This window comes from Salinicola halimionae, assembly GCF_003206065.1.
GTDB classification, from domain to species: Bacteria; Pseudomonadota; Gammaproteobacteria; order Pseudomonadales; family Halomonadaceae; genus Salinicola; species Salinicola halimionae.
The window spans coordinates 438,007-454,295 of the sequence record NZ_PZJQ01000004.1 but is presented as its reverse complement, the minus strand read 5'-3'; the positions used below and the strand labels follow the sequence as shown (position 1 = coordinate 454,295).

General features: G+C 58.8%; 16 protein-coding genes. 6 read left to right on the top strand and 10 right to left on the bottom strand.

All coding sequences use genetic code 11. The features are described 5' to 3' along the window. Positions 1 to 6 precede the first annotated feature (6 nt). From DOM27_RS07995 to DOM27_RS07985, 3 genes are all read right to left on the bottom strand, one after another. Positions 7 to 630 (bottom strand): YbhB/YbcL family Raf kinase inhibitor-like protein, encoded by a 624-nt coding sequence (locus DOM27_RS07995; RefSeq protein WP_110655510.1) that lies wholly within the window; start codon positions 628 to 630, stop codon positions 7 to 9. A 241-nt stretch (positions 631 to 871) separates the two neighbouring features. Next, the gene (locus DOM27_RS07990; RefSeq protein ID WP_110655509.1) at positions 872 to 1,570 is read right to left on the bottom strand and encodes an extensin-like domain-containing protein; all 699 of its coding nucleotides are present in this window, start codon (positions 1,568 to 1,570) and stop codon (positions 872 to 874) included. A 126-nt stretch (positions 1,571 to 1,696) separates the two neighbouring features. Then, positions 1,697 to 2,698 carry a LacI family DNA-binding transcriptional regulator gene (locus tag DOM27_RS07985; RefSeq protein WP_110655508.1) on the bottom strand — a complete coding sequence of 334 codons (1,002 nt, stop codon included), beginning with the start codon at positions 2,696 to 2,698 and terminating at the stop codon, positions 1,697 to 1,699. Positions 2,699 to 2,855: 157 nt separating this feature from the next. Here DOM27_RS07985 and DOM27_RS07980 point away from each other — a divergent pair, with 157 nt between their 5' ends. From DOM27_RS07980 to DOM27_RS07960, 5 genes are all read left to right on the top strand, one after another. Next, the gene (locus DOM27_RS07980; protein ID WP_110655507.1) at positions 2,856 to 4,007 is read left to right on the top strand and encodes a Gfo/Idh/MocA family protein; all 1,152 of its coding nucleotides are present in this window, start codon (positions 2,856 to 2,858) and stop codon (positions 4,005 to 4,007) included. Between the two features lie 30 nt (positions 4,008 to 4,037). Continuing rightward, entirely contained in the window at positions 4,038 to 5,117 is a 1,080-nt protein-coding gene (locus tag DOM27_RS07975; protein WP_245392641.1) for a sugar phosphate isomerase/epimerase family protein, read from the top strand. Between the two features lie 68 nt (positions 5,118 to 5,185). Continuing rightward, positions 5,186 to 6,388, top strand: coding sequence for a nucleoside permease (locus DOM27_RS07970; protein ID WP_110655506.1), 1,203 nt, complete (start codon positions 5,186 to 5,188; stop codon positions 6,386 to 6,388). Between the two features lie 217 nt (positions 6,389 to 6,605). After that, positions 6,606 to 7,382: an EAL domain-containing protein gene (locus DOM27_RS07965; RefSeq protein WP_110655505.1), complete on the top strand. Its 777-nt coding sequence runs from the start codon at positions 6,606 to 6,608 to the stop codon at positions 7,380 to 7,382. A gap of 92 nt (positions 7,383 to 7,474) precedes the next feature. Then, entirely contained in the window at positions 7,475 to 8,806 is a 1,332-nt protein-coding gene (locus DOM27_RS07960; RefSeq protein ID WP_188113699.1) for a GGDEF domain-containing protein, read from the top strand. Positions 8,807 to 8,964: 158 nt separating this feature from the next. On the opposite strand, the gene madM is transcribed toward DOM27_RS07960, so the two are convergent. The 5 genes from madM to DOM27_RS07940 all read right to left on the bottom strand — a co-directional run bounded on the left by madM (position 8,965) and on the right by DOM27_RS07940 (position 13,292). Next, entirely contained in the window at positions 8,965 to 9,726 is a 762-nt protein-coding gene (gene madM / locus DOM27_RS07955) for a malonate transporter subunit MadM (RefSeq protein ID WP_110655503.1), read from the bottom strand. Positions 9,727 to 9,740: 14 nt separating this feature from the next. Next, positions 9,741 to 10,142, bottom strand: coding sequence for a malonate transporter subunit MadL (madL, locus tag DOM27_RS07950; protein WP_110656392.1), 402 nt, complete (start codon positions 10,140 to 10,142; stop codon positions 9,741 to 9,743). Between the two features lie 95 nt (positions 10,143 to 10,237). Then, on the bottom strand, positions 10,238 to 10,363 hold the full coding sequence (locus DOM27_RS18185; RefSeq protein ID WP_280952132.1) for a hypothetical protein: 126 nt from the start codon (positions 10,361 to 10,363) through the stop codon (positions 10,238 to 10,240). Continuing rightward, positions 10,360 to 11,898 (bottom strand): malonate--CoA ligase, encoded by a 1,539-nt coding sequence (locus DOM27_RS07945; RefSeq protein WP_110655502.1) that lies wholly within the window; start codon positions 11,896 to 11,898, stop codon positions 10,360 to 10,362. Before DOM27_RS07945 ends, DOM27_RS18185 begins: the two co-directional genes overlap by 4 nt. Before the next feature lie 35 nt (positions 11,899 to 11,933). Further along, positions 11,934 to 13,292 (bottom strand): malonyl-CoA decarboxylase, encoded by a 1,359-nt coding sequence (locus tag DOM27_RS07940; protein WP_245392640.1) that lies wholly within the window; start codon positions 13,290 to 13,292, stop codon positions 11,934 to 11,936. Positions 13,293 to 13,493: 201 nt separating this feature from the next. Between DOM27_RS07940 and DOM27_RS07935 the strand changes: the two genes are divergently transcribed. Next, a complete protein-coding gene (locus tag DOM27_RS07935; RefSeq protein ID WP_110655501.1) occupies positions 13,494 to 14,171 on the top strand; it encodes a GntR family transcriptional regulator in 678 nt (225 codons plus the stop codon). Between the two features lie 43 nt (positions 14,172 to 14,214). On the opposite strand, the gene DOM27_RS17880 is transcribed toward DOM27_RS07935, so the two are convergent. Continuing rightward, positions 14,215 to 14,388, bottom strand: coding sequence for a hypothetical protein (locus DOM27_RS17880; protein ID WP_157956735.1), 174 nt, complete (start codon positions 14,386 to 14,388; stop codon positions 14,215 to 14,217). Between the two features lie 202 nt (positions 14,389 to 14,590). Then, positions 14,591 to 16,225 carry a BCCT family transporter gene (locus DOM27_RS07930; protein ID WP_110655500.1) on the bottom strand — a complete coding sequence of 545 codons (1,635 nt, stop codon included), beginning with the start codon at positions 16,223 to 16,225 and terminating at the stop codon, positions 14,591 to 14,593. Positions 16,226 to 16,289: the final 64 nt, after the last annotated feature.

Below are 16,289 nucleotides of genomic sequence, written 5' to 3'. Positions count from 1 at the left end.
GGCGAATCAACGCAGATCCGGATTGAGCGTGTAGGTCGCCGTTACGCTGGACTCCGCCAGGACATGACCGTCCATCGCCTCGCGGGCCTGCTCACCGGTGAACTCTCCTGTCAGCCCTAGCGAAGGAATATCCAGCGCGAACAACGCGAAGGTGTAGTGGTGAATGACCTCGTCGTTCCACGGCGGGCAAGGCCCATCATAGCCGCCGTAGACGCCCGCCATATCAGGATCACCGGCCAGAAATCCGGTGTATCCGTTGATGCCGCTGACGCCCTTCGCGGTCTGCCCCGGCGCCTTGCCTTTAGGGACGACCCCATCGGCCATTTCGCCCTCCTCGATCAGGTTGATCTCGGCGGGAATATCGACCAGCACCCAATGATAGAAATCGACACGGGGCAGGCTCGCCGGCAGAGTCTTGCCCTCCTGATTGACGTCGTCCGCCACGCCCGGCACGTCCGGATCGGTTATCAGCATCACGAAACTCTGCGTTCCCGCCGGTGCATCCAGCCAACGCACTTCAGGATTGCGATTATCACTCAAGCGCATGTGTTGTTCGGGGTCGGGTATGGCAAAAGCGAACAGCGCCGGAATCGGCTTGCCTTCCTCGATACCTTTGACGGTCAAACGCATGAGCTTCTCCTTGGCTTCGGGTAGAACAGAAAACTGATGATGCGATGCGGGGGGAGTACCGGGCATCCGCACTCGTTAGATGTCTTGACGTAATTCCCACGGAATTTATCGACAACCTTAGGCGGCCGAACGCCTTTTGTCATGATTCGAAAACCAGGAGACGCTATCGAACGTCAACGAAAAACAGTCGACTCTCGTTATCTGACCGAGTTTGAAGCGCGGTACACCTCTGATGGCCAATCTAGTGACAGAACGAGACGCCGCGCATGCCGAAATGAAAATGGTTGGCGTGGGCCGCATTATAATCCGGACCTAAGGCCGTGCCGAAGTACTGGCACGCACCGGCTTTCGCGTCGTGTAGAAATGTACCCTTCTCGCTGGCGTCGTCCCAGTCATTCAAAACGCTGACCGAACGCCCGTCAGCTAATCGAAACGCGGCTACATCCAAAGCCGATGCCGTGGCATGCTCGCTGCGCCGGGCGTTCTCGCGATGGTAGATATTGCGGCACGCAAAGGAGCCGTAATGCTGAACGCTCGCGACCCGCGCTCCCAAAAGCCGCTCAGCCAGCGGCTGCAATTCGTGCTGTTCGTACATCGTCCATGCCAATACCAGCGGACAACTGGCAACGAAGCTCGAGCTGAACGCGACCTGCGCACGCGACAACCGCACCACATTCTCCAGTGGGCAACCGGCCACCGGGGTGTAGTCTTCCAACGGTGTGTAAGCAATCTCTGGCGCAGTATCGAGCGCCGCCAGACAGGCGTCTCGGTCGTCTGCCAGCGCTTTCAGCTTGAGGCGAGTCATCGGCGTGAACGGATCGCTCACGACGAGAGGCGCGAACGGATTCCACTCTCGCGGCACCGTCAAGACTCCCTTGTCGAAAGCGACGCCGATGGCGATCAGCAACAGTAGAAACAGTGTGGAAAACGAGGGTTTCATGACACCTCAGTCAGTCTGGCCGATATACCCCCAAGCCATGGGGGGCCAGCGCATTCGGGCCTTTGGGGCAGCACCGCAAGAGAAGTGCATGATTCAGCGCCAAGCTCCATCCGTCGCCCAATGGGGTCAACGTGATGGCGGAGCCGTACTTTCCCGTGTTACCAACCGATACGGCAATAGGCGATGCATGGGTTCCAAACGCCTTCCCTCGATCAGCGTCACCAGCATCTCGACGGCGGTTTCGCCAAACTCTTCCGCGGGCTGAGCGATCGTGGTCAACGTCGGATCGCAGTAACTGGCGAATTCGATATCGTCGAAACCCGCAATGGAAATGTCCTCGGGCACCCGCAACCCGGCACGCTTGAGCCACTGCAACGCGCCGATCGCCATTTCATCGCTCTCGCAGAATATCGCCGTCGGCGGATTGGCTCGTTCAACGAGTGCACGAGCACCAGCGTAGCCCGACTGCGGCGAGAAGTCGCCGGGACAGAGCAAGCTGTCATCGACATTGATACCAGCGGCTTCCAGGGCGTCACGATAGCCATCGAAACGGTCTCGCGTTAGCGGACTGCGTCTCGGCCCCTTGATGACTGCAATCCGCCGATGCCCCATTGCGATCAAGTGTTCGATCATCTCTCTCGCTGCCGCGCGATTGTCCAGCTTTAGAGTGGGGCACGGGGCGACATCCATGACTTCACAGGCATTCACCATAGGCAGCGATGCCGACGCCGCGGCATCATCGGCGAAAGGATCATGTGCCCGCAGTTGAATCACGCCGTCCGCCTGGCGCGTGCTCACCAACCGAGCATACTGAGCCTCCATCGCTTCATCGCCCTGCGTGTTACACAGCAATACTCCGTAGCCCCGACTCTGCGCCGCCAGCTGGATACCGCTGATCACTCGGGCATAAAAGGTATTGGCTATCTTGGGTACCAACACGACCAGGTTTCGCGTGCGCCGCGCGCGAAATTGCACGGCCATCAGGTTGGGCCGGTACCCCGTCTTTTCGACGGCAGCGAGAACCCTGTCGCGGGTGCCGGGCGAAACGACGTCCGGCGTCTTGAGCGTACGCGACACCGTCGCGACGGATACGCCCGCCAAGCGTGCCACCTCCCGAATGCTGGACATCGTCTCCCTCATGATTTTCGGCAAGCCGACGAGCTTACTGCATTGCACCCTTGAGCGGGAAAATCGTCGAAACTCGACTTTACGCTAATTGACCGTTATCGACCGCATGGTAGCTTGGATAAATGTAACCGGTTACATCTGCTTTGAAGGAGCGACAATGACCGTGTATTCGAGGCCAATTCGCGCAGGCATGATCGGTGGCGGTCAGGGCGCATTTATCGGCCAGGTTCATCGCATGGCCGCCAGGCTCGATGGCGATTTCGATTGGGTCTGCGGTGTGTTCAGCCGCGACCAGGAAAACAATCATGCCACGGGACGCGGTCTGAACCTGTCAGACGATCGCCTCTACGACGACTGGGAAACCTTGATAGCGCGGGAAGGCCGCTTGCCGGCTGATCGACGCGTCCAGTTGCTAGTCATCGCCACGCCCAATCATCTGCATGTTCCCGTTGCCAGGGCTGCTCTGATGGCTGGTATTCATGTCTTCAGTGAAAAACCGGCGGGCGTGAATTTCGCCGAGGTCAAAGAGCTGGGCAAGGCGCTCGAGAGCAGCGAACGGCTTTACGGTCTGGCTCACACCTACATCGGTTACCCGCTGGTGTGGCAAGCCCGGGAGATGGTCGAACGAGGCGAGCTGGGGCAGCTCCGCAAGATTCATGTGGAGTATCCGCAAGGCTGGCTTGGCCATACCGTGGATGACCCGGAAGCCTGGCGTGCAGACCCGGCCCGATCCGGCGCCGGAGGGTGCCTCGGTGATATCGGCACGCACGCTTTCAATCTGGCGGAGTTCGTATCCGGTCAACACGTCAATACCCTTTGCGCCTCGCTCGGCATCCATGCGGCGGGACGCACACTCGATGACGATGTCGACATCCTGTTTCGCACCGCCGAAGGAACCAGCGGCTCACTCATCGCCAGTCAGATCTGCAGCGGTGAAGAGAATGGCTTGAAATTGCGTGTCTACGGCGAACTTGGCGGACTGGAGTGGCACCAGATGGAGCCCAACACACTGATCCATCGCCCGCAGAACGCACCCGCGCGACTTCTGCGCGCCGGCATCGATAACCTCGCCCTGTTTCCTGCCGCGCACCAGCGTCTTCGCCTGCCAGGCGGCCATCCGGAAGGCTATCTGGAAGCGCTGGGCAATCTCTACCGCTATTTCGCGACCGCTATTCGCAAAGAGGAAATGGGGGCCCCGAGCGGCGTACCCGGTATCGATAGCGCCTTACGCGGCATGGCATTCGTCGAAACGGCCCTCGCCAGTCAGAACAGCACGGAAAAGTGGATTCCGCTGAACCTCGATTCCTGAAACTCGACTTCTGAAACTCTGGAGACTCCCATGCCAGACAATTTATCGGCGCCGAGCGGTCAAATGCGGGGCCCCGGGATTTTCCTGGCCCAGTTCGTGAGCGATGAACCACCGTTCGACACGCTCGACTCCATTGCCCGGTGGGCGGCCGATACCGGATATTTCGGTATTCAGATTCCCAGCGGCGAGCCTCGCCTCATGGATCTCGCTCTGGCGGCCGAAAGCCAGGATTACTGTGACGAACTCAAGGAACGTTGCCGAGCGGCCGGCGTGGAAATCAGCGAACTGTCCACCCATATCCAGGGGCAGTTGGTGGCCGTCCATCCGGCGTGCGGAGAATTGTTCGACGACTTCGCTCCTCCTCACCTGCGCGGTCGCCCCGAGGCACGCACGGCCTGGGCAATCGAACAGTTGCACCTTGCTGCCAAGGCCAGTCAGCGACTCGGCTTGAAAGCCCACGCAACCTTCTCAGGCGCCCTGTTGTGGCCCTTCGTCTACCCTTGGCCGCAGCGTCCCGCCGGCCTGGTGGAAGAAGGCTTCGCCGAACTGGCTCGTCGCTGGCGCCCCATCCTCGATAGCTTCGAGGAAGCGGGAGTCGATCTCTGCTTCGAGATCCATCCCGGCGAGGATCTGCATGATGGTGCGAGTTTCGAGCGCTTTCTCGAGGCAGTGGATCACCATCCTAGAGCCAAAATTCTTTATGACCCTAGCCACCTGCTGCTGCAGCAGCTCGACTATCGCGGCTTCATTGATCGCTACCACGAGCGCATCGGCATGTTCCACGTCAAGGATGCCGAGTTCACACCGAGTGCGGCCTCGGGCGTCTACGGCGGTTACCAGAGCTGGGTCGACCGTCCTGGGCGCTTTCGGTCGCTCGGCGATGGCCAGATCGATTTCAAGACCATTTTCAGCAAGTTGACGCAGTACGGTTTCAAGGGCTGGGCCGTGCTGGAGTGGGAGTGCTGCCTCAAGGATTCCGCCCAGGGAGCCCGTGAAGGCGTCGATTTCATTCACAACCACATGATCGATCGTGCTTCACGTACCTTCGACGATTTCGCCGGCGTCGACGCAAGTCCAGCCCGCAACCGCAAGATACTCGGCCTCGAGTGAGGCCATACGCCTGCCGCCGGAGCCCGAGCGGGTTCTAAGAAAAACGATAAATCGGGAGCAACCACGCCATGATACGGCTACGCCTGAGCATCATGATGTTTCTGGAGTTCTTCATCTGGGGGGGATGGTTCGTCACGCTGGGCACCTTTCTTGCCACCACGCTCGATGCCAGCGGCGGGGAAATCGGCCAGGCCTTCTCGACCCAGTCCTGGGGAGCGATCATTGCGCCCTTCGTGATCGGCCTCATAGCCGACCGCTTCTTCAACGCCGAACGAATTCTCGCCATCCTTCATCTGGTTGGCGCGCTACTGATGTACGGTCTCTACACCGCTCAGGACTTCTCGTCGTTTTACCCACTGGTCTTTGCCTACATGGTGCTCTACATGCCGACACTGGCGCTGGTCAATTCGGTTGCCTTTCGCCAGATGCGCGATCCGGGACTAGAGTTCGGCAAGGTACGTGTGTGGGGTTCCATCGGTTGGATCGTCGCTGGCTTGATGATCAGCTATTTCTTTTCCTGGGACGCGGCAGATGCGATCGCTTCTGGCGCACTACGCAACACTTTCCTGATGTGTGCCATCGCCTCTCTGGCCTTGGGCTTGTACAGCTTCAGCCTGCCAGCAACGCCACCCAAGGCCCGTGAAGGCGCGGGGGCAAGCCTGGGGCAGATGATCGGTACCGATGCACTCGCGCTATTGAAGGATCGCAACTACGCCATTTTCTTCGCGGCATCGATACTGATTTGCATCCCGCTGGCGTTCTACTACCAGAATGCCAACCCGTTTCTGTCAGAGATTGGCGTCGCCAACCCCACCGGAAAAATGACGCTGGGCCAGATCTCCGAAGTCCTCTTCATGCTGCTGCTGCCGTTGTTCATCCGCCGGTTCGGGATCAAGAAGACACTGCTGATCGGCATGCTGGCATGGGCGGTTCGTTATGGCCTGTTCGCCTATGGCACGTCGGACGGCCGCCTCTGGATGCTCATATTGGGTATCGCCCTGCATGGTGTCTGCTACGACTTCTTCTTCGTCTCGGGCCAGATCTATACTGACGCCCAGGCCGGAGAACGCTTCAAGAGTTCCGCGCAAGGCATGATCACGCTGGCGACCTACGGGGTGGGCATGCTGATCGGCTTCTGGGTGGCAGGTTTGATCACTGATCACTACGTGCACGCCAATGGGCATGACTGGAATGCCATCTGGCGCTTTCCAGCAATCTTCGCTCTGGCGATCATGCTGCTATTCGTAATCCTGTTCCGAGAAAAACGCTGACGCGTAATCGTAAAAGCCGCTCGAGTAGACGACGAGGTCAAGTCCCCAAACGCGTCGCCCTTGGGCGGCGCGTTTGGGGACTTTCACATTTTTCTGCTAAATCACTGCTATTCGATTTCGGTCAAGTAATCTAAGCTTAGTTAGCTTGCCGAGAGAAACCTCACCGCATTTCCGGCAGCGTCGATCATCACCGTGCATGTCGTCAAGGAGGACAGCAATGCCGGGCTGCGCCAGACACGAAAGCCTTTGCGGACGCTGCGATGCCCCGCTGGATTTCGATTTTACCATGGCTTTTCAGCCATTAGTCGATATCGCTCAGAGCCGGGTTTACGGCTATGAGGCGCTGGTCAGAGGCGTCGGAGGCGAGTCTGCCGCATCGATACTGGGAAGGGTCGACGCCAATACGCTCTACCGGTTCGATCAAGCGTGCCGTGTCAAAGCGATCGAACTAGCCTGCCAGTTGGGCGCCCACGGCATGTTGTCGATCAACTTCCTCCCCAACGCCGTCTACGAGCCACAAGCCTGTATTCAGGCGACGCTGATGGCAGCGGAACGTGTCGGCTGGCCGGTCGGCAGACTCTGCTTCGAGATTACGGAAACCGAGAGCGTCAAGGATCGACGCCATTTGCAGAATATCGTCGACAGCTATCGTGCGATGGGGATGCAAACCGCGCTGGATGATTTCGGATCCGGGCATGCCAACCTCGATCTGTTGATCGACATCTCGCCCGATGTGCTGAAAATCGATCGCCAACTGATCAGTCATATTCACGCAGCACCCAGACAACAAAGAATTGTCGAACATATCATCGCCCTTGCCAACCAGCTCGATATCCTACTGGTCGCCGAAGGGGTCGAAACATTAGAAGAAGCTCGCTGGCTCTACCACCACGGTATTGCCAAGCAGCAGGGATACTGGTTTGCCAGACCGGTTGCAGGACAATTACCCATTTGCCCCGATTCGCGTTTCGCGCTGGTTCGGAGTGAACGCTAACAGTCTCGACGCGTCTGGCGACTCTTTTCACCGTATGAACCACGGTATCCTAGCTTATGGTTGCTTCGAAAAATCGGTTACCCCGGCAAGCTGTGGACAGTTTATCCACTGCGGACGGGCTGGACACGCTCAACATTGCGGCATTGATCTATCGACTCGATGCAGGTGTACCCTTGCTGGTCGACGCCAACGAGACAGCGAAACGTCTGCTGCCGGTGGGTGATCGTTTCCCGACGGCCGATCCTTGGCAGTGGCTGGATGCGCGCCAATATCCGGCGTCCGGGCGCGAACACCCGGCCCTGCTGGAGGGCGAGTCACAGGCTTCGCATCAATGGCAATACTTCCATATCCGCCAAAACCGGCAGCCACTGCAATCCATCAAGCTCAAGGTTTCGCCGCTGGATGCTCCCGCGGAAGGCGCCCAAGAGCGCCATGTCCTGATTGCCATCGGCGAGATTGCGACGGCCGATATCGCCCCAAGTCTGCTGCCGCAAGCGCAACCTCACCTATATCAGACGCTGGGCAACCTGCCTATGGGAGTGTGCGTTATCGACACCGAGGGTTATCTGCGCCTGGTCAATCGCGCCTTTTGCCGTTTCTTCGGCTATGCGGAGCGCGACCTGCTCAACGCCCATTTCCGCAAACTGTTGCCTCAACAGCATCGTCTGGCCGCCGATAAGCATCATGCCGCCAATTTCCCGGAAGCCTTGAATCAGCGTCGCGCCGTAGAAGTTCTGCTGCGGGATGGGTCGACGCGAACCGTCATCATCGAGGATACGATCAGCCAGGACGATCTTGGTCGCCCCCAGCACATTGCCTTCCTCGTCGATATTACCGAGCGACGCAATCTCGAGCGTCGCCTGGAACAGAAGAACCGTCGCCTGGAGTATCTGGCAACGCGCGATGACCTGACGGGACTGCACAATCGCCGCTTTGGCCTCGAACTACTGGAACAGGCGCTGGAGCGTAGTCAGCGCTACGGCGAGAAGGTTTCCGTGGCCATGCTCGATCTGGACTATTTCAAGGAGATCAACGATCAGTATGGCCACCCTGTCGGCGACACGATATTGATAGAATTCGGCCGTCTCGTTAGGGAGTCATTGCGCTCGAGCGACACTTTCATTCGCTGGGGAGGTGAGGAGTTCATGATGATCTTACCCGGCATCGACCGGTTCTCGGCACAGACCACGTTGAACCGTCTTATCGAGCGGCTCCGTCATCATCCAATGAGCACATACGATCTCCACGTGAGTTTCTCCGCTGGTGTCGGCGAGCATCACCATCAGACCTCCAAAGGGCTGCTCGAGGAGATCGATCAGGCGCTCTACCAGGCGAAGTCCGCAGGCCGGAGTTGCGTTGCCATTGCGCCGATTTCCATTTCCCGGCCCGGCCAGTGTTGCAATCAGGCATTCTCGTCGCTCTAGAATCGGCGACCGACGCTGGGTCGGCCGCCGTTTCCATCGCTACCCGGGTTTTCCATCGCCAACTGCCTTTCCCTCGTTGCGCGCCTGCGCCATTAGGCGCCCGGACGGGCAACCCTCGGAAACGACCGTGAGGATAAAACCGGGGAGATCGGCTGAAGCTAGAAGATCGCGCGCACGGCGAGAAACAGCACGGTAGGTGCCAGCAGGATTCCCAGCCCGGTATAAAAGGTCGCGGTCATCGCCCCATAGGGCACCAGGCGCGCATCGGTAGCCGCAAGTCCTGCAGCAACGCCACTGGTCGTTCCGATCAGCCCACCGAAGATCATTGCCGAACGCGGGTTGTCCAGGCCAATCAGCTTTGCGGTCATCGGCGTTGCGATCATGGTCAAAATCGACTTCACCAGACCGGCTGCGATCGATAATGCGATCACCTCCGAACTCGCCCCCAGCGTGGCGCCGGTAACCGGCCCGACGATATAGGTGACGGCACCCGCTGCGATCGTCGTGATGTCGACCGGGTCGGTGTAGCCGAAACCAATCGCGACGACAGCCCCCGCAACGAACGAGACGAGAACGCCCAGGAACAGCGCAATCACGCCGCGTAGGCCGGCTTTCTTGATTTCGTGAAGCCGCACCCCGTAGGCGGTAGCGATGATCGCCAGATCGCGCAGCATGCCACCGCCCATCAGTCCTAGTCCGGAAAACAGCGTGACGTCCGAAAGCCCCTTGCTGCCACCGGAAGATACGCCTCCGACATAGGCGAGAACCAGGCCAATGATGATCGCGATCGCGGAGCCATGCAGGCGTCCTGCCGTCAGATTGCGGCTGATCCAGTAGGCCACGTACATGGTGAGACCGACCACGGCGAAAGCGGCGATCAAGTGGTACTTGTCGACCAAAGAGACAATGGAATCGTTCATGTCGAATACCTCGCTCAGTGGTTGCTAGGGGTCGTGGGGGTCGACTCGAGCGCGCTCGCGTCGTCGACTTTCTTGCCGGTCAGCACGGGAACTAGCGCCAACCCCAGCACGACCGCAAGCACACCGGCCAGGATCGCTACCATGCCACCGCTGAATGCCGCCGCCACGTTCTGGCTCGCCGCCATGGCAACAACGATCGGAATGTACATCGCATTCCAGAAGGTGATGCCGCTTTCAGTCGTTTCCGGCAATTTGCCACGATCCTTGAGATAGCCGGTCACGAAGATCAACAGCAGCATGGCAATACCCACACCGCCCAGATTGGCGTCGATTCCCAGCAACTGGCCGAGTACGTCGCCGATGATTAGCCCGGCCAGCATGCAGCCGGCTAGGAGTGCTACACCGTAGATCACCATCGTTATCACCTCTTGGGGCATTGTTATAGATCGTTTTTTATAGAAACGTCGTTATGGTTGGCCCGGTTATCGGAGCTTGGCGTATATCGAGACAATCACCGCCTGACGCGAGGTGACTGCTGTGCCGCGTTACCCACGCGGCGGGGTGAAAATGCAGCCGTCCCGTCGACGAAAGCGATGTCGTCTTCGGCAGCCATGTCCTCCGAACGAATATCGTTCAAGAGTTTGTCGTTTCGGCATTGATATAGATATCGGCGTAGCGCTCGCGCAGCGCGTTCTTCTGGACCTTGCCCATGACGTTGCGTGGCAGGCTATCGATGAAGAACACCCGCTTGGGCTGCTTGTAGCGCGCCACTTTGTCTTGGAGCGCCGCCAGCACTTGAGATTCCTCCAGCGACTCGCCGGCCTTCAACACCACGGCTGCGGTCACTCCCTCACCAAGATCAGGATGAGTTACCCCGATGACGGCCGACTCCACCACCTGTGGCAGCTCGTCGATCCATTGTTCGATCTCCTTGGGATAGACGTTGTAGCCGCCGGAGATCACTAGATCCTTGTCGCGTCCGACGATGTGTAGATAGCCATCGTCATCGATCAGCCCGAGATCCCCGGTGATGAAAAAGCCGTCGTCGCGAAACTCCGAAGCGGTTTTTTCCGGCATTCGCCAGTAACCCTGAAAAACGTTCGGACCACGAACTTCCACCAGTCCGGTCTCCCCCGTCGGCATCGTGTCGCCGTTCTCGCGGTCGGTAATGCGGACTTCACTACCCGGCAACGCAAAGCCAACCGTTCCCGGACGACGCTCGCCATCGTAAGGATTCGAAGTATTCATGTTGGTTTCGGTCATTCCGTAGCGCTCGAGAATGGCGTGACCGGTACGTTCGCGAAATTCCTTGTGGGTCTCCGCCAACAGTGGCGCGGAACCGGAAACGAACAGCCGCATGTTGGCGGTCGTCTCCTTGTTCAGCCGTGGGCTGGCGAGCAGCCGGGTGTAGAACGTCGGCACGCCCATCAAAGCCGTCGCGCGGGGCATCAGATCCAGCAGCTGCTCTGCATCGAGTTTGGGCAGAAAGGTCATCGAAGCGCCGACCGTCAGAACGATATTGCATGCCACGAACAGCCCGTGGGTATGGAAGATGGGCAGCGCGTGGAGCAGGTGATCGTCGGCGGTGAAGCGCCAGGTCTGTGCCAGCGCCTGGCTGTTGGCGGCAAGATTGCCGTGGCTCAACATGGCACCCTTGGAGCGCCCGGTGGTGCCGGAGGTATACAGGATCGATGCCAGATCGTTGGCGTCGAGCTCGGTAATGTCGGTGTCTTCCCCGGCGCTGGCAACCCGCTCCATCAACGAGCCATCGGCTTCGGCACCCAGGCTTTCGACGACCGGTACGCCACAGCGCTTTGCCAAATGCTGTGCGGTAACGACATCATTCGGACGGCAGACATAAATCCGAGGCTCGGCATCGGTCAGGAAATACTCGACTTCGGCTTCGGTATAGGCCGTATTGAGCGGTAGATAGACCGCCCCTCTCTGCAGGCAGGCAAGATACAGCATGATCGCCTGCGGGCTCTTATCGACCTGAACCACAACGCGATCACCCGGTTTCACACCGCTTTCGCGCAGCACCTGCGCCATTCGCCGTGACGTGGAAAGCACGTCGCGATAGCGATACTGCTCGCCGCTGGGTGTATCGATCAGCACCTTATCGGGACTGCGCTCGAAATTTCCCGAGAATTGCAGATATAAATTATGGTTCATTCCACCTCTCCTGCTGTGACGTGCGTTCGTGAGGTTCAAGCGTCGGACCGAGCGCTGTGGCGGCAACGTGAGCGTCCTTGCTTGGCTTCACGACGGATTTCGCTGGTGCAGACCACCGTGCCCTCGCGACTGAACGCTTCATGATTCTGCTCGATACGATCGAGCTCGTAGAGATAATTGACCATCAGGCCGTGGGACTGCCGGCGCCCGTTTTCGGAAGTGTCCCCCGGCCAATTCAGTCGATGCAGACTGGCACCATTGCCGAGGTGAAAGCGGGCAACCGGATCCAATGGCAGGCCATTATCGCGCTTGACGTCGATCAGATAGTGCGCCGCCAGGCTACGAAGCTCGGGCGTTAGCTTCTCGCGCAGTTTGGCATTTTCCACCCAGCGGCTTTCATCGAAGCCCTCGGCGGCCTCATCGGATAGTTGGCAAGTCCCGCTTTCGCGCTCACCCGCCAGCCATTTGGCAAAACCGGGTACCGGCGATAGCGTCACGAATTTTTCGAGATTGGGTAGCTCGCGCTTGAGCTCCTGTACGACCTGCTTGATCAGAAAATTACCGAAGGAGATGCCGCGCAGACCCGCCTGACAGTTGCTGATGCTGTAGAAGGCTGCGGTATCAGCCTCGTCCGGGCGAACTTCATCGCCACCTTCGAGAATCGTCTGGATGTTGTTGGGAATGCCGCGACACAGCGCCACTTCGACGAAGATCAGCGGCTCGTCGCCGGTCGCCGGGTGGAAGAAGGCGTAGCAGTGACGATCCTCGGGATCCAGGCGCCGACGGAGATCGGACCAGTCGCCGATCGCGTGAACGGCCTCGTAGCGAATGATCTTTTCGAGTACCGCGGCCGGCGTGTTCCAGTCGATGCTCTCAAGCACCAGAAACCCGCGGTTGAACCAGGAGACGAAGAGATGTTCGAAATCGGCATCCAGGGGAGCCAGCTCCGGGTTCGTCTTGAGGCAGCGCAGAAGATCCGCGCGCATCTTGACCAATTCGTAAGTGCCGCCCGGGCAGAGATTGAGTCGGCGCAACAGGTGTTGTCGTCGCGGCTCGCAAGCGGCGAACAGCTGCTGCAGGCAGGCATTGTCCTCGTTCTCGCGGTAAGCTGCGTAAGCTTGATGGATGGCCTCTGGCTCCGCCGCATAACGCTCGCCCAATAGCTGAAAGAAGGCGATACGGTCGGCGTCGTCGAGCGAGGCATAACGCTCCAGCGCCTCCTGGGCGATCAGGATCTGGGAAGCTTCACCACCAGGATGCATCAGCGTCTCGCACACCGACATCAGCCTCGCCAGACTGCTGGGCGCGCCCTCGCCACCGGAGAGATGCTGCCCACGCGTCCGGCGACCGATACTGGATAGCAGGTCCTGCAGGAAATTCATGTTGACGTTCATGCCGGCCCTCTCGGGTCTGTGGCTGAAGCTTGCACTACTGCGTCAAATAGCAGAGGCGAGCGTTGAGCGGAGCGGGACGGTGATCAGCGAACCGTCGGAACCCAATGATCCTGAACCGGCAGTTAACATACATGTCATCGCTCTGTTATATATAACAGTCACGCCCCGGCCTCCGGGTGTCAACCTAGGAGAAAGTCTAATATGGCCCGCACCCCGCACGCCCAGCGGCTTCGTGACCTGCTCGAAGATGCCATCGTCGACGGCCACTTCGCGCCGGGGGATAAACTGGATCCGGAAGCACTCGCGCGGGAGTACGAGTGCTCGCGTACGCCGATTCGTGAAGCGCTGCAGCAGCTGGCGGCATCGGGCATGGTGCGCGTCCTGCCTAAACGCGGCACTTTCGTCGCCCAATTGAGCGTGACCGATCTGGTCGAGCGTTTCGAGGTCATGGCGGAACTGGAGGGAATGTGCGCACGCCTGGCGGCCAGACGCGTGACCCCCGAGGAACTGGCAGCTCTGCACAGTGCACAGAATGCCTGCCGGGAGTGTATGGCCACTGGCGATGCCGATGGCTACTATTACGAAAACGGCACCTTCCATCACCTGATCTATCAAGCCAGTCATAACGAATTTCTGACCGGGGAAGCGGCCCGCCTCCACGCCATCCTGAAACCCTACCGGCGCCTGCAGCTGCATGCCCGCGGCCGCCTCGCCAACAGCTTCGACGAACATGAAGCCATCATGACGGCGTTGGAACACGGCGATGCCCAGGCCGCCGAGACGGCGATCAAGCAGCACGTGCAGGTGCAGGGCGAGCGATTCAACGACCTGGTAGCCTCCATGCAGCGACTGCAGGCTCAGCGTCAGAGCGGCGCCTGACCCTCGAGAGAATCGTTTCGGCGGCAGTGTTCGAAAGAGAGGATCAGTTGAAGAGTAGCGTCACCACCAGTGCAACGCTGCCAACGATCAGCGCGGTGATGACGGATAGGCTGACCAGCAGGTTGAGACATCGATCGATCCTGGAATCGACAGGCGCGATGACACGCCGAGAGGCACCGTGACGCGTCTGGCGAGAAGGCCTGGTGGCCGGGGGCATGGGCAAGCTCCGCAATGGGTCATGATCGCTTTAACGGCGGCGCGCCTTTCAAATTAAGTATCAAGTTAAGTGGCTTTTCGGATTTTCTCCATTTTTTCCGTACTCCCTCTTCTCATCGTGAGTCGGCTCGCGACGGCACCTACTAACGCATACGGCCCCGGTCCTGCCAAGACCGGGGCCGTACTTTAGGTGACGCTCTCGCTCACCGCGGATTGATACGACGATTCTTGACATCAGGCGCTCGACGGTAGCGGTCTTCGCCCGCCAGCTCTTCGGCTTCGAACGCATCGGCCCCCACCGGCGTATCACTATGGCGTCGATACAGCGCGGTCAACATCGCCTTGCGATCGGCGCGCAACTCTTTCAGGGTCACGAATATCATCCCGTAAAGGATGAACGTGAACGGCAACGCTGCCAGCACTGAGGCCGACTGCAGTCCTTTCAGACCATTCTCGCCGCCAGCGGACAACAACGTCAGGCAGATCGCCGCGATCAGTACCCCCCAGATGATTCGCTTCATCAGCGGTGGGTTGAGTGAGCCGTTATCGGTCATCTGCGACACGATATAGGTGGCGGAATCCGCCGAGGTCACCAGGAAAATGAAAATCAGACACAGTGCAACGACCGACAGTACATTCGAGAACGGCATCAGATCGAACATCTGAAATAGCGCCGAGGTAATATTGTCGGACGTCGCCTGAGCAAGACCTGCGTCACTGTTCATTTCCATCTGGATGGCAGCGCCACCGAATACACCAATCCACAGGCAAGCCAGCAGCGGTGGTACGACCAGCACGCCGAACACATACTGCTTGATGGTACGCCCACGCGAAATTCGTGCCACGAAGGTGCCCACGAACGGCGACCAGGCGATGACCCAGGCCCAGTAGAAAATGGTCCAGTTGGACGCCCACTGGCTATCATCGTAAGGAGACATCCGCAAGCTCATCCCGATGAAATTCTGCAGGTAATCGCCAATACCCAGCGTGATGGTCTCGAGAATCGCGATGGTCGGTCCCGTGAACAAGATGTAAAACATCAGCGCGAAACAGATGATCAGGTTGAGATTGGAGAGGTTCTTGATACCTTTATCCAGCCCCGACGTCGCCGAAAGCATGTAGCAGATGAACATCGCCCCCATGATGATGAACTGCCACATCATGTTTTCGGGCACGTCGAATACCGAGTGCAGACCGCCGTTGATCTGCAACACCGCCAGACCAATGGACGTCGCGACGCCCATCACGGTGGCGACGACGGCAAAGATATCGAGCACTGGCCCGAGGCGACGCAGCTTCGGCCGTTTCGCCGTGACCGAAGACAGCACGTTGGAGACCATGCCTGCCTGTCCCTTGCGGAACTGATAATAGGCAATGATCAGACCGACGACCGAAAATGCCGCCCACTGGTGAATGCCCCAGTTGAAAAAGGCGTACTGAATGGCATAACGCGCCGATTCAGCCGATTCCGGCGCCACATCACCATAGGGTGGCGTCATGTAATGTGTCATCGGTTCCGCCATGCCGTAGAACACCAGACCAACGCCGAACCCAGCCGCCAGCAGCATGCTTACCCAGGAGAAGAAGCCATAAGTCGGCTTGCTGTCCTGCGGACCCAGACGAATTTTCCCGTATTTGCTGAATGCCAAACCCACCAAAAAAATCACGAATCCGAACACGGATATCAAATAAAACCATCCGAAGTAATGCGTAGTCGCACCCAGTGCCGTATTGGCAATATTTCCGAATCCCGTAGGGAAAATGGCGCCAACGGCCACGATCGCTACTATCACCAACGCCGAGACGATGAATACGCCTTGCTTGCCGAATTTGGGCATGTCGTCCCCTTTTGATTGTGCTGATTTTCTTTGACGTCGTTAGTGTAGACGACGCCTTCACTCT

Excerpts from the sequence above, each read along its gene's own strand:
- DOM27_RS07975 (WP_245392641.1), top strand. The coding sequence starts at position 4,038 with ATGCCAGACAATTTATCGGCGCCGAGCGGTCAAATGCGGGGCCCCGGG.
- madM (WP_110655503.1), bottom strand. The coding sequence starts at position 9,726 with ATGAACGATTCCATTGTCTCTTTGGTCGACAAGTACCACTTGATCGCC.
- DOM27_RS07930 (WP_110655500.1), bottom strand. The coding sequence starts at position 16,225 with ATGCCCAAATTCGGCAAGCAAGGCGTATTCATCGTCTCGGCGTTGGTG.
- DOM27_RS07980 (WP_110655507.1), top strand. The coding sequence starts at position 2,856 with ATGACCGTGTATTCGAGGCCAATTCGCGCAGGCATGATCGGTGGCGGT.
- DOM27_RS07965 (WP_110655505.1), top strand. The coding sequence starts at position 6,606 with ATGCCGGGCTGCGCCAGACACGAAAGCCTTTGCGGACGCTGCGATGCC.
- DOM27_RS07985 (WP_110655508.1), bottom strand. The coding sequence starts at position 2,698 with ATGTCCAGCATTCGGGAGGTGGCACGCTTGGCGGGCGTATCCGTCGCG.
- DOM27_RS17880 (WP_157956735.1), bottom strand. The coding sequence starts at position 14,388 with ATGCCCCCGGCCACCAGGCCTTCTCGCCAGACGCGTCACGGTGCCTCT.
- DOM27_RS07970 (WP_110655506.1), top strand. The coding sequence starts at position 5,186 with ATGATACGGCTACGCCTGAGCATCATGATGTTTCTGGAGTTCTTCATC.
- DOM27_RS07935 (WP_110655501.1), top strand. The coding sequence starts at position 13,494 with ATGGCCCGCACCCCGCACGCCCAGCGGCTTCGTGACCTGCTCGAAGAT.
- DOM27_RS07940 (WP_245392640.1), bottom strand. The coding sequence starts at position 13,292 with ATGAACGTCAACATGAATTTCCTGCAGGACCTGCTATCCAGTATCGGT.
- madL (WP_110656392.1), bottom strand. The coding sequence starts at position 10,142 with ATGGTGATCTACGGTGTAGCACTCCTAGCCGGCTGCATGCTGGCCGGG.
- DOM27_RS07945 (WP_110655502.1), bottom strand. The coding sequence starts at position 11,898 with ATGAACCATAATTTATATCTGCAATTCTCGGGAAATTTCGAGCGCAGT.
- DOM27_RS07995 (WP_110655510.1), bottom strand. The coding sequence starts at position 630 with ATGCGTTTGACCGTCAAAGGTATCGAGGAAGGCAAGCCGATTCCGGCG.
- DOM27_RS07990 (WP_110655509.1), bottom strand. The coding sequence starts at position 1,570 with ATGAAACCCTCGTTTTCCACACTGTTTCTACTGTTGCTGATCGCCATC.